This window comes from Geomonas oryzae (assembly GCF_004117875.1).
Classification (GTDB): Bacteria; Desulfobacterota; Desulfuromonadia; order Geobacterales; family Geobacteraceae; genus Geomonas; species Geomonas oryzae.
The window spans coordinates 331,334-344,143 of record NZ_RAHW01000006.1; the positions used below are offsets into that span (position 1 = coordinate 331,334).

The 12,810-nt window shown below is 61.6% G+C and carries 12 protein-coding genes; all 12 read left to right on the plus strand.

Annotated features, from left to right (window positions below; translation table 11 throughout):
* Positions 1 to 3 precede the first annotated feature (3 nt).
* The 12 genes from D6Z24_RS16470 (at position 4) to D6Z24_RS16525 (ending at position 12,810) form a co-directional block, all read left to right on the plus strand.
* Positions 4 to 5,124, plus strand: a complete 5,121-nt coding sequence (locus tag D6Z24_RS16470; RefSeq protein WP_246014697.1) for a pilus assembly protein — start codon at positions 4 to 6, stop codon at positions 5,122 to 5,124.
* Complete coding sequence (locus tag D6Z24_RS16475; RefSeq protein ID WP_129127693.1) at positions 5,124 to 5,612, plus strand: pilus assembly FimT family protein; 489 nt, start codon at positions 5,124 to 5,126, stop codon at positions 5,610 to 5,612. Before D6Z24_RS16470 ends, D6Z24_RS16475 begins: the two co-directional genes overlap by 1 nt.
* Entirely contained in the window at positions 5,584 to 5,997 is a 414-nt protein-coding gene (locus D6Z24_RS16480; RefSeq protein WP_129127694.1) for a type IV pilus modification PilV family protein, read from the plus strand. Before D6Z24_RS16475 ends, D6Z24_RS16480 begins: the two co-directional genes overlap by 29 nt.
* A gap of 20 nt (positions 5,998 to 6,017) precedes the next feature.
* The gene (locus D6Z24_RS16485) at positions 6,018 to 7,223 is read left to right on the plus strand and encodes a prepilin-type N-terminal cleavage/methylation domain-containing protein (protein ID WP_129127695.1); all 1,206 of its coding nucleotides are present in this window, start codon (positions 6,018 to 6,020) and stop codon (positions 7,221 to 7,223) included.
* A 14-nt stretch (positions 7,224 to 7,237) separates the two neighbouring features.
* Positions 7,238 to 7,861, plus strand: coding sequence for a pilus assembly PilX N-terminal domain-containing protein (locus D6Z24_RS16490; protein WP_129127696.1), 624 nt, complete (start codon positions 7,238 to 7,240; stop codon positions 7,859 to 7,861).
* Positions 7,862 to 8,028: 167 nt separating this feature from the next.
* Positions 8,029 to 8,523 carry a pilus assembly FimT family protein gene (locus D6Z24_RS16495; RefSeq protein WP_129127697.1) on the plus strand — a complete coding sequence of 165 codons (495 nt, stop codon included), beginning with the start codon at positions 8,029 to 8,031 and terminating at the stop codon, positions 8,521 to 8,523.
* A 28-nt stretch (positions 8,524 to 8,551) separates the two neighbouring features.
* A complete protein-coding gene (locus D6Z24_RS16500) occupies positions 8,552 to 8,908 on the plus strand; it encodes a type IV pilus modification PilV family protein (RefSeq protein WP_162605155.1) in 357 nt (118 codons plus the stop codon).
* Entirely contained in the window at positions 8,905 to 10,086 is a 1,182-nt protein-coding gene (locus tag D6Z24_RS16505) for a PulJ/GspJ family protein (RefSeq protein ID WP_129127699.1), read from the plus strand. The genes D6Z24_RS16500 and D6Z24_RS16505 overlap by 4 nt, the downstream gene beginning before the upstream one ends.
* 12 nt (positions 10,087 to 10,098) lie before the next feature.
* Complete coding sequence (locus D6Z24_RS16510) at positions 10,099 to 10,716, plus strand: pilus assembly protein PilX (protein ID WP_129127700.1); 618 nt, start codon at positions 10,099 to 10,101, stop codon at positions 10,714 to 10,716.
* 281 nt (positions 10,717 to 10,997) lie between these two features.
* Positions 10,998 to 11,195, plus strand: coding sequence for a helix-turn-helix transcriptional regulator (locus D6Z24_RS16515; protein WP_129127701.1), 198 nt, complete (start codon positions 10,998 to 11,000; stop codon positions 11,193 to 11,195).
* A gap of 17 nt (positions 11,196 to 11,212) precedes the next feature.
* Positions 11,213 to 12,265, plus strand: a complete 1,053-nt coding sequence (pilM, locus tag D6Z24_RS16520; RefSeq protein ID WP_129127702.1) for a type IV pilus biogenesis protein PilM — start codon at positions 11,213 to 11,215, stop codon at positions 12,263 to 12,265.
* The gene (locus D6Z24_RS16525; protein ID WP_129127703.1) at positions 12,262 to 12,810 is read left to right on the plus strand and encodes a PilN domain-containing protein; all 549 of its coding nucleotides are present in this window, start codon (positions 12,262 to 12,264) and stop codon (positions 12,808 to 12,810) included. The genes pilM and D6Z24_RS16525 overlap by 4 nt, the downstream gene beginning before the upstream one ends.

The following is a 12,810-nucleotide window of genomic DNA, read 5'->3' on the forward strand; positions in this document are numbered from 1 at the left end:
AAGGTGGAAAAGATAAAGCAATCACTATTGATGAAGGCCTCGACTCTGGCGCTCGCACTCGTCCTGTCACCGGCGGTTTCGCATGCCGATCCCGGCTCCAATTACTGCGTGACGCCGGCGTTCGTCGCCGGGAACATACCGCCCAACCTGCTGCTTTTGATCGACAACTCCGCCAGTATGTACGACCTGTTCTACCAGGACACGACCAACACCTATTGCGCCAACTCCACCACCACGGCGTGTACCTCAAACACCACCTGCGCTGCGCTATCGGCGACCTGCCGGCAAAGCGGGACCACGACCACCAGCACCGTCTACTCGGCCAAACCCTGCACCTCGAACAGCGACTGCACCGCCGGCGGTAGCAAGTGCAATTCCGGTTTCTGCACGAAATGCAACGCGAACGGCGTCGGCGATTGTGTTTCCCAGAGCACGACGATTTTCACGCCGACCGCCTGCACCACGGACGCCACCTGCAGCGCCATCACAAGCGGCGATACCTGCAACAACAAGTGCAACGTCCGTCACGACTGCTACGACGCCACCTACAACAGCGCCACGCCTTACAGCGGCTATTTCGACTCCGACAAGACCTACTCCTACGATTTCACCAACAATAAATTCATTGACGACGCCACCATGCCGGGAACTTGCAGCTATTCCGCCGGCACCACCAAGTACGTCTGCGTCAACACCACCGGCGCCGGCACCACGTCTGAGGCCGTGGTTCAAAACGCCACCGGTTTCGTCGCCAGCGGAAACTTCCTCAACTGGCTCACCGCTTCCAAGTTCGACATCGAGAAGGGTATCCTGACCGGCGGCAAGTACGAAGACAACACCCTTGTCGCTGAAACGCGCGGTTGCGCAGGGAGAAAGTTCGTCAAGAGCCTCCCCGCTGCCAAGCTCACCTTCGCGATACGCGGGGGGACTCCTGAGGGGATCTCCAAGACCACGAGCCAGGCGACCGAGTACGGGCAGACCTACATAGATATTTCCACCGGCACCTACAACGCCTCGGACTGCCTGGCCGCCATGGACGACTGGATGAACGTCACCACCACCAACCCTCCGCAGTTGGGCGCCTTCCAGAACGACACAAAGGGATGCGTCGGCACCTCGACCACCCTGGCCAACGCCGTGACCGCGTCGTCGGTCTGGAACCACATCCTGCACGACTGCTACCAGGGGTTGAGCGGGGGGGCTCAAAGCTACAGCACCAACCTCTCCGCCCTTGAGGGCGAGTGCAAGAACATCTACGCGAACCTTGCGCCGAACCTGATGACCGACCCCAACGCAGGTTACGCAGTCTGTTCCAGCGTGCTGACCTACACGATCGGCGGCACCAGCTGGCAGGGGTACCTGGGGGCCTGCTGGAACGGCACGCGGCAGGACTTTTCCAACTGCCCGCAGACTAGCAACGACCCAAACGCCGACACCCAGGTGAAGCGCATGGCCAACTACTGCAACGTGAACATCAACACGAACCCGGTCGCTGACCCCTCTTCGACCTCGCTCACCACCGCCGGGCAGAGCGCACCGGGTTTCATCCTCGAACAGGGGCTTCTCAACACCCAGCCGGTGGGAACCTTCAGGGTGAGGGTCGCGACCGATTCCGCACCGGTAGGGCTTTTGAACGACTTCAAGGATCGTATCCGCTTCGGGGTGCAGACCTTCCAGAACAACGGCGCGGGGAGCGAGTGCGGCAGCAACGTCGGCATCCCCTGCGTCAAGACCTGCAGCGTAACCTCGACGCGCATCTGCTACTTCGACAGTGACTGCCCGGTCACCAACGGCACCCAGGAGACCTGCGGCGCGCTCACGAAGAGGGACGGCGGCCAATTGCTCACCTACGTGGGGTCCGGGCATTGCTCCGTAGCCACCGGGACCGCGTGCACCGTCGACTCCGACTGCGCCTCGCTCACGCCAAGCGGCCAGACCTGCAAACCCGACATAGGTGACCACAGCGGCGGCATGATTCAGGCGATCGACGGCATTCCGGCCACCTCCTGGACGCCGTTTGCCGAGAGCTTCTACAATGCGCTCGGGTACTTCGCCCGCGACAACGCTTATACGCAGAACCCGCCGCTCAGCCGCAACCCTACCAGCACCCATGCGTTTCCCTTGCTCGCTTCGCCCAACGCGGCTACGAGCTACCTGACGGAGAAGAACCCGTCGCAGTTCCGCTGCCAGTCGAACAACATACTGCTGATCACCGACGGCATGTCCACCGCCGACCAGAACGGTTCCTCCGAGGCGCTCGCCTCCCTGTACGCCTCCCAGGTTCCCAACACCGTTGGGGCCCTCACGACCTACGGCATCAGCGGCTACGATACGGCGAACAGCTGCCCCCCTTACGCCGGAAGCCGCAGCATTAGCGACCTCGCGTGGATCGCGAAGAACCGCGGCATCAAGACCCTCGCCACCAGCGGGACGGCTAGCACCACCGCTCCGGCCACACCAAGCGAGTCGATCACCACCTTCGTCGTCTACTCGGGGCCCCAGACCAGCAATCAAACCGGGCTTTGCGATCCGAAAACGCTCATGGACAACACCGCGAGAAACGGCGGCACCACGTTGCTGTCCGCCACGGACCGGGATGGACTGCGCGACCAGATAAGGGCTGCGCTTTCCGCGATCGCCGCCAAGGCCGCCTCCGGTACGGCGGCCTCCATCCTCAGCAACAGCGAGGGTAGCGGCGCCAACATCCTGCAGGCCGTCTTCTTCCCGAAGAAGGTCTTCGAAAACCAGACGTGGACCTCCTGGATCGGCGAGATGCAGAACCTTTGGTACTTTGTCGATCCTCTGATCAGCCGCTCCACCATCCGCGAGGATACCGACCAGAACAAGGCGATGGACCTGATCAGCGATTGGGTCGCCAGCTTCCGCTTCGACAGCTCGGACAACACCACCTACGCCTATCTCTCAAAGGACACCAACGGCGACGGCGTGGGAGACACGGCCGAACTCAAAAAGGACAGCGACGACGTGTTGAGTATCTGGCGCGCCGGACGCCAACTCGCCCTGCGGCCGCTAAACGCCGCCAGCATCCCCCCGGCCACCACCGGCGACCCCGCGCGTCCGCGTACGATCTTCACTAGCCTGAACGGCACGAGCCTGACCGCGTTCTCTTCAGAAATCTTCCCAAGCAACGGGACCAGCAACGCCGCCACTTTGGCCCCGTATCTGAACGTGAGCGCTACGGAGGCGGAACGCCTCATAAACTACGTGCACGGCATCGACCAGCCCGATGTGGACGGCTTGAACGAATACCGCAAGCGCAAGGTGGACATCAAGGTGCCGACGGTGGTGAACGCCGTCACCCGGACGCTCAGCTACGAGACCAAGCCCGGCACCTGGCGCCTCGGGGACATCATATCCTCGACGCCGCGCGTTCAATCGACCGGCAAGCTCAACACCTACAACCTCGCTCCCACCAGCGGGTACAGCGACGTCTCCTACGCCTCCTTCATCGGTTCCAGCAACTACAAGAGCCGCGGGATGGTCTACGTCGGCGCGAACGACGGCATGCTGCACGCGTTCAAGCTGGGGCTTTTGGACGTGACCGCGAGCAACACCCAGAAGGCGACCCTGTCCGAATCCGGCCTCGGGGAGGAGCAGTGGGCCTACATCCCGAAGCAGGTGCTCCCGTATCTGCAGTACTACGCCGACCCGTACTACAACCACCTCTACTACGTGGACGGCTCGACCCTGCTTTTCGATGCCAGCATCGGCACCAGCACGGCGTGCTCTGATGCGACCACCTATTACGATTGCGTGAAGCCGAATTCCGTCACCACCGGTGCCGCCGGCACCGCACTCGATCCGGGCACCAACACCTGGCGCACCATCCTGATCGGCGGGATGGGGATTGGCGGCGCCTCGGCCAAGACCTGCGCCTCGGGGGAACCCTGCGTGGCGACACCGGTTGCCGCCGATCCCGCCAACGCCGCCAACGCGCTCGGCTATTCCACCTACTACGCCCTCGACGTTACAAATCCGACTGCTCCTTCGTTGATGTGGGAGTTCAACAACACCGCCATGGGGTACGCTACCACCGGGCCCGCCATCGTCAGGGTGGGGGACAGGGCGAAGAACGGGCACTGGTACGCCGTCTTCGGTTCCGGCCCCACCGGCCCGATCGACACCACCTATAACCAGTTCAAGGGACAGTCGAACCAGACACTCAAATTCTTTATCGTCGATCTGCGCACCGGTACATTGGTGAATACCATCGATACCGGCATCGAAAACGCCTTCGCGGGGTCCATGCTCGGCGCCTCGATCGACGCCGACCGTTGGGACTCTTCCAGCAACGGCCACTATCAGGACGATGCGATCTACGTGGGGTACACCAAGAAAGCCTCCGACGGTACCTGGACCGACGGCGGCGTGATCAGGATCATGACGAAGGAGACGAGCACGGTGGCAAACTGGGCGTGGAGCCAAGTGATCGGCGACACGGGCCCGGTGGTGACTTCCATTTCCAGGTTGCAGGACCGGAAGAACAAAAACCTCTGGCTCTACTTCGGTTCGGGCAGGTACTTCTACCACGCCGGCAGCGAGATCGATGACAACAACGGACAGCGCCGCATTTACGGCATAAAGGAGCCCTGCTACAACACGACGGCGCATCCCGGGAACCTCTTGGACAAGACCTGCACGGCAACCGTGACCTCGGGGGTAACCGACCAGTCCAGCAGCATCTCGACCACCATCGGCGCAGGGGGATGGAAGATCGACCTCGATCCCGCCAGCGGGGACTTCGGCTCCGAACGCGTCGTCACCGACGCAGTCGCCCTCACCAACGGCACCGTGTTCCTCACCTCCTTCATGCCCAACGCAGACCCCTGCGGGTTCGGTGGTAACTCCTACCTCTGGGCCCTGGGGTACGACACCGGCGGCAGACCGAGCGACGCGGCGCTCAGCGGAAAGGCGCTCATCCAGCTTTCCACGGGGGAATTCAAGGAGATCGACCTGTCGAGCGCCTTCGGCAGCGGCGCCGCCCGGCTTCTGAGACGCACCAGCGCGGCGATGACGGGCAAGCCCCCGGCGGACGCCTTCCCGATCGTCAGCAAAAGCGGCAACAAGCCGGTGAAACGCATCATGCATATCCAGGAGCGGTGATGAGCAAAGAGAGCGGCTTCACCATCGTCGAACTGGTCGTCATCGTCTCCATCATGGCGATTCTTCTGACCATCGGGAGCCTGAACTTCAGCCAGATGCAGAGGAAAAGCAAGGTGGAGGAACAGGTGCGCAACATCTACTCGACCCTCACCGATGTAAGGCTCCAGGCGATGTACACGAAGACGCCGCGCGCGGTGACGGTGGTTGGCAACGCCCTGCGCATCTACGAGACCGACGACACCACGGTGGCCCCCTCTTCGGTGGTCAACCTCTCCTTCCCGATGGTGATCGGGCCGGGGGCGGGAGCCGTCGTCTACGACGCGTCGGGGGTGGTGAACGATGTCGAACGCGCTATCTGCGTGGAGCCCGGCAACGTCGCGGACAACCCCGGTAACATGGACAGCACCATCATCTCGTCGGTGCGCACCTACATCGGAAAAAGAAGATCAGGAGGCGCCTGTGCCCCAAGCAGCATTGATCAAAAATAACGACGGCTTCACCCTCATCGAACTGATGGTTGCGGTGATCATCGTGGCCGTCGGCATGTTCGGCGTGCTGGAAACCGTGAACGTAACCCTGCAGCACAACCTGAAGAACGAGTTGCGCAACGAGGCGATCAAAGTCGGCGAACAGTACATGGCCGAATTCCGCGGCATGAACTTCGCCTCCATCACCGATTCCTACCCGAGCATGAACGTCGACAGGAAGGTGAGGGGGGTAAGCAAGCAGTACGTGGTGGAGCGCAGCTCCCAGGTGCTCGCCCGCGACGGCGCCCTGCAGCCGACCACGAAACAGGTGACCGTGGTGGTCAAGTGGGCCTTCCGCAACCTCACCTCGCAAAACCGGGTGGTATCAGTGGTGGCGCAGCCATGACCGGGGCCGAGGAGTTACCGATGCTTAAGCGGAACAAGGGATATACCCTGGTGGAACTCATCGTGGTCATGGCGATCTTCGTCACCGTGCTCATCGTGGTTTCCAGCGGTTTCAAGACCGTGCTCACCCAGGTGGGGCAGCAGAGCAAGCAGATGGAAACCGACATAGGCAACGTGGTCGGCCTCGAGATCTTCCGCTCGGATCTTCAAAACGCGGGGTACGGGCTTCCCTGGGCCTTCCAGTCGACCCCGGCCGCCGCCAAGTACACCGAGGCGACCAGCAGTGACGCCGGAGGGGCGGTCTCCGCGGACATCTGGTCCGCCGGTCAGAGCCCGCGCACCTACAACGACGCCGGCGTCGGCACCGGCATCCCGCGAGCCGTCCAGAGCGGCGCCACCACCTTTAACGGCGGCTCGCAGTACCTGGTGATCAAGTCGCTGATCGCGGCGACCTCGGCCGCTGGCACCCAGAAGAAATCGGTGAACGTCACCTACAACGACACCGGCAGGCATACGACCGTATGGGGAGATGCCAGCAGGGATTTCAAGCCGGAAAGTACCGCCACGGAGCGTATCATCGTGCTCAGGAACACCTTCATCGATCGTGTCCCGAGCCGGCAGTTGCAGGTCGACAGCAGCGGCAACTTCTCCGCCTACTTCAAACAGAACCAGTACACGAGTCTCACCCTGCCGCACTCCTCCGGCGACGCCTTCGAGGTGTACGGGATCGACCCCGGGACGGAGCCCAGGATGCCGTTCAACCGCGCCGACTACTACGTCGCAACGCCAGCCGCCCCGCCGCCCGCCTGCGCACCCCACACCGGCGTGCTGTATAAGGCGGTGCTCAACCAGGCGGCCAACGGCGGTTTCAGCGCCATACCGCTTCTTGACTGCGTGGCCGACATGCAGGTGGTCTACGGGATCGGAGACGCGGGCTCGAAGGAGGTCAACCTGCATCAGGCGACCTTGCCGGGGACCGGCAGCGCGCAGGACATCCGGGAGAGGCTCAAGGAGATCAGGGTATACATCCTTGCGCACACCGGGAAGAAGGACTCGTTCTACACCTTCCCGAGCCAGACCGTGGACGTCGGGGAAAGGTTCGGCGGCGCCGCGAGCCCGCTGATCGGCAGAACCTTCGACCTCGGCGCCAGGATAGGTGGAGACTGGAGTAACTATCGCTGGAAGCTTTACACCATAGTGGTTCGACCGCAGAACCTCATCCAGTAAGACACGGAACGCTTATGAAAAAGATCGGCAACGAAGACGGCATAGCACTGGTGACGGCACTCATGTTCACCCTGATCTGCCTTGGGATCGTGGCGGGCCTGATGCAGATGCTGCTTCTCGAGACCAGGGTCTCCGGGAGCCAGAAGGCCTACCGCAACGCGCTGGAGGCCTCCTACGGCGGCACCGAACTCATCACGCGCGAATTCATCCCGAGGCTTTTCGCCAACTACTCGACCAGCATCAACCCCTTGCTGAACGACTACGGCGCGGGGGGGCTCGGTGACATCAACCTCGTGGTGGACAAGGCGGCCTTGGGGACCAAGTTGGCCAAGGCGACCGAGGAGTGGGGGAGCCTGTCCAAGACGGTCAACGCGAAGGACATGCCCGACCTGCAGTTCACCCTGAGGGGGCTCTCCTCCAACACCAACTTCAAGGTCTATGCGAAGGTAGTCGACACGGTACCGGGGAACTCCGACCCGACCGGGGTCGATTACCTCGATTCCGGGGTGGGGGTCGCGGGCATCGGTTCCGGTATCGCCCCCAAGCACAACCCGGCGCTGTACAGCCTCGAGGTGCAGGGGGAGCGGGCCTCCAGCCCGAAGGAAAAGGCCATCCTCTCCGTTCTTTACGCCTACTGACATCGCCTCGCACAGCAAAAAGCCCTCCCTCTACGGGGAGGGCTTTTTTTTTGCCCTCCGCCGCAGTTTCCTCGCCTTTTTTTTCCGGGGTCCTTTGCTAAGATTGGTGGGTTCAAATTTTGTCGGGACTCCGACCACCGGTCGCCCGGCGTCTTCCGGGGGTAAAGATGCCTTCACGCGGCTTCTCACTCGTCGAGATGTTGACCATTATGGCGACCGTGGCGCTTCTTGTCGCCCTTGGCACCGTCATGTTCCAGCGTTATGACCGCAGCTTCAGGCGTGAGGCGCAGACCCGCTTCATCCTCGCCGAACTTATGAAAGCCCGCATGCAGGCGATCACCCAGCACAGGGTGATCCGGGTGAAGCTGTACCCGGACCGCTTCGAGGTGTACTCCTCCGGGACTGATGACCGCAACGGGGCAAGCCCTTACATGGTGCAACAACTCAGGTTGCCGCTGTCGAGCAACGCCGTCGGTTTCGGCGGCGGGGCGCATGTCGACTTCAAGGAAACCGGCCTGACCGACGACTGGTGTTCCATCTGTGTCGATGCCGACGCCCAGTCTCCGGGTCTTGACAGCATCGTCATCTCGGCCACCAGGATGAGCCCGGGCTCAAAGGACAAGGGAAATGAGTGCACCTCGGACAACATCACCATCAGGTAGCGCGGGCTTCAGCCTCGTGGAGATGCTCATGGCCATGCTGGTCGCAACGGTCGGGCTTTTGGGGCTTTTGCAGTCGGTAATCGTCGCCTATCAGCATACGGTGAAGACACGCTGTCGCAGCGAGGCGGTGCGGGTGGCCGAAGAACGGATGCATACGTTGAGCGGGCTCCCTTACGCCAACATCACCGGCAATTCTGAAAAGTCAAACGTCGAGACGAGAATGGTGGGGGGAGTTCCATGGAGCTACACGGTGACGAGCAAGGTGCAGCGGGCGGGGAGCACCAGCGCAGCCGTGAAGCTGACCGTTGCCATCACCTGGATTGCAAGGGGCGAGGCGGCGAGCCATGAGATCTACACGCTGAGGACGAGGAGAGTAGGGGAATGAGGCCCAAGGGGACGCAACGGGGTTATACCCTGGTCGAGCTGCTGGTGTCGATGCTGATCTTCTCGGTGGTGATGACGCTTATCAGCGTCTCCTTCGGGAGGATCGTGAGGAGCTCAAGCCAGCTCGGCAGGTCTGAGGAGAGCGACATCGCAGGCCTGATCGGGCTCGAGGTGATGCGAAGCGACGTCGAGCTGGCGGGATTAGGCCTTCCCTGGAGCGTTTCCAGCGAAATAAACTACACCGAGGCCGGAGCTTCCGACGAGTTCGTCAACAGCTGCAGTGACGGCTGCCCCGACGCGATGCCAAGCCGCTACAACGACCGTCCCTACCTGGACGCTCCCCCCGCCTACCGGGTGGGGGACAACGTGGGCTTCAACGGCTCGGACTACCTCGTGCTAAAGGGGACCGCGCTCGGCACGAGCACCGTCTGCCGCAGCTGGTGTTACCTAAAGAAGGGGGGGGTGACCAGGCCCTCGCGCGTCACCCCGGAGCTTTCCAGCGGGAGCCGGGACCGCGTCATCGTGCTCAGAAACGAGGTCAGCTCCGGGGGGGCGAGCCGCTCCCTCGTGAGCAAAGGGAGCGACTTCACGGTCGCCCTCAATAACGACGGATTTCCGGGGACGTTTAGCCCGGCGGAGGAAACCGACACCTACCTCGTGTACGGGGTTGCCAACGACTACTACGGCGCGAAGCTCAGCTTTCCATTCAACCGGTCCGACTACTACATAAACCGCAAAGCCGAAAAGATGTCGAAATCCTGCAACGACGGTACCGGGATGCTCTACAAGACGGTGATCAATCACCAGGGGGATCCCACGAAATACCCGCTACTCGATTGCGCCGCCGACATGCAGGTCGTGCTCTACCTGGACACCAACGGGGACGGCAAGGTCGACTACCACCCCGTGCTCGCCAGAGAAATACCGACCGCGCAGGAACTGCGCGAGCAGCTGAAGGAGATCAGGGTTTACGTTCTGGCCCAGCAGGGATTGCCGGATCCCGCCTTCTTCTATCCGGTAGCGACCCCGTCGCGTGCCATCTTCGTCGGCGACCCCGCCTTGTCGGACGAGCTTGGGCATGTCTGGAGCGAGGGGGCGCTCGCCCAGAGGTTCGGGGCGAACTGGCGCAACTATCACTGGAAGATGTACACCATCGTGGTGCAGCCCAAAAACCTTTAGCAGGGAGGGGCGATGCGATACCTTGGCTCGCAACATGGTGCGGCTTTGGTGACGGCGCTGATGCTGACCGCGCTGTCGCTTGTGATAGCCGTCGCACTGCTCACCATGGTCACCACCGGGATCCAGACATCCGCAAGCCAGAAGCGCTACCGCAGCTCGCTGTCGGCGGCGAGGGGCGGCGTGGATCTTTTCACCCAGGAGCTGATGCCCAGGCTGTTCCAGGTGGAAACGACGGTCGGAACCCTGGAACGCGAATTTTCCGGGATCGAGTTGCAGGTAAACCTCGACAACTGCCTGAGGCAAAAGCTGACGCTTGCGCCGGCATCCTGGACCGGCTGCAGCGCGACGCAGGCCTCGAGCGATCCCGCGGCGGCGCCGGATGTCACCTTCCGGCTTGCCGGGCCGCCTGCCGCTGAGGGGTTCACGGTCAGCACCAAGATCGTCGACACCGTCCCCGGCAACACGGACCGAAGCGGCTACGACCTTCTGGATGCGGCCGGCGCGGTGGCGGCCCAGGACGAAGTGGTCCGTCCGCAGCACGTCCCGGCCATGTACCACCTTGCGGTGCAGGGGAGCAGGGACGGGCAGAGTCGCGAAAGGGCGCGTCTGTCGGTCCTTTACGCCTACTGAGGAGTAACGTGCGGGCGCCGCACGGCGGCGGGTAAAGAGCGTAGGTGTTCTTGAAGGGCGGGTTGCGACAAATTGCAACTCGCCTTTTTATTGGTATCATCTCCCCAGCCCGCCCATTAGAATTCTGCTCATGTACGCGAGGTCTTTCGCGCCCGATCATGGGCAGCCATCTCTCTTTGGCATATAATTATGTATAATTTGAACTAAAATGTTGACTTTCGTGAAATTTGGTGTATATCTGTGCCAAAATTTCCTACGACTGTCTTAAGCGGTGCCAATCAATGATCATGAACAGCGTGAAGAAATTGCGGGAAGAGCGCCTGATGAGCAAGGCCGAGTTGGCGCGCCTGGCCGGGGTGTCACCGATAACCATCGACCGGATCGAACGGGGTGAGGAATGCAGGATGGAGACCAAGCGCAAGATCCTGCTTGCTCTTGGGTTTTCCCTCTCCGACAAGAACAAGGTATTCCAGGACTAGGGTAATAGGACCACGCGATGCTTTTCTCCAAGAAGAAGGACATAGTAGGGGTCGACATAGGATCCAGTGCGGTGAAGCTGGTGCAACTGCGCCCGGCGAAGGGAGGGTACCATCTGGTAAAGATCGGGATCCTGCCGCTCCCCGCGGAGGCCATCGTCGACAACACCCTGATGGACAGCTCTTCCATCGTTGAAACCGTCCGCCAGCTTCTCACCACCCTCGGGGTGAAGGCCAAGGAGGCCGCCTGCTCCATCTCCGGCAACTCGGTCATCATCAGGAAGATCTCCCTTCCGGTGATGCCGGTCGAAGAGCTCGAGGACCAGATCCACTGGGAAGCGGAACAGTACATCCCCTTCGACATCAACGACGTGAACGTCGACTTTCAGATACTCTCCCCCGACGAGCAGGACCCCTCCAAGATGAACGTCCTCCTGGTCGCCAGCAAGAAGGACATCATCAACGACTACCTCTCGGTGTTCGCCGAGTCCGGCCTCAAACTGGTCGTGGTGGACGTCGACTCCTTCGCGGTCCAAAACTCTTACGAGCTGAACTACCCCGCCGATCCCGATCAGGTGGTGGCGCTCGTCAACATCGGGGCGAGCATCTTCAACCTGAACATCGTGCGCGACGGCATCTCGCTTTTCACCCGTGACGTGCAGATGGGGGGCAACCTCTACACCGAGGAGATCCAGAAGCAGTTCGGCATCAGCAGCGGCGAGGCCGAGGAGATGAAACTTGGTGCAGCCGACGCGGCGGACCCCCGCCTGAAGGAGGTGCTGCAGCGGGTGAACGACACCATCGCGCTCGAGATGCGCCGCTCCCTCGACTTCTACAACTCCACCGCCGGCGAGGAGCGCATCACCAAGGTGTTTCTCTCCGGGGGGGGCGCGAAGACGCTGCAACTCGTGGAAGCGGTGCAGCAGCGCCTCTCGCTCCCGGTCGAGCTCATGAATCCGTTGACGAACGTCACGGTGAACGAGAAGGAGTTTGATCCGAAGTACCTTGACGAAATCGCCCCGCTCATGTCGGTAGCGGTGGGCCTCGCAACGAGGAGGGCCGGAGACAAATGATAAGAATAAACCTCCTTCCCGTACGGGCGTCCAAAAAGAAAGAGACCATGCGGCAGCAGGTCGCCATCCTGGTCGTCGTCCTTGTGGGGCTATTAGCGGTAGGGGTGGGCGCCTGGATCTACCTGCGCAGCCAGATCACCAGCCTCAACAACGAGATCGCCAGCTCGGAGACGGAACTCGCCGCGCTTAAGACGAAGATCGGGGCGATCGACAACCTGAAGAAGCTGCAGGCCGACGTGAAGAAGAAGCTGGACGTTTTGAACCGTCTGCGTCGCGACAAGAGCGGTCCGGCGTCGCGGTTGTCTGCGCTTTCCGAGTCGGTGCCCGAAAAAGTGTGGCTCACCAAGTACACCGAAAACGGTGACAAGGTATCGGTAAGCGGAGGTGCTCTCAGCGAGGATCTCATCGCGATTTTCATGAAGAGCCTGCAGGCTTCCGGCGACTTCAAAAACGTGGAGCTGGCCGTATCGGAACAGTCGGAAATCGCCGGAGTGAAGTACAAACGCTTCGATCTCAATTTCCAGATCGCGGATCAGAAGCCGTAG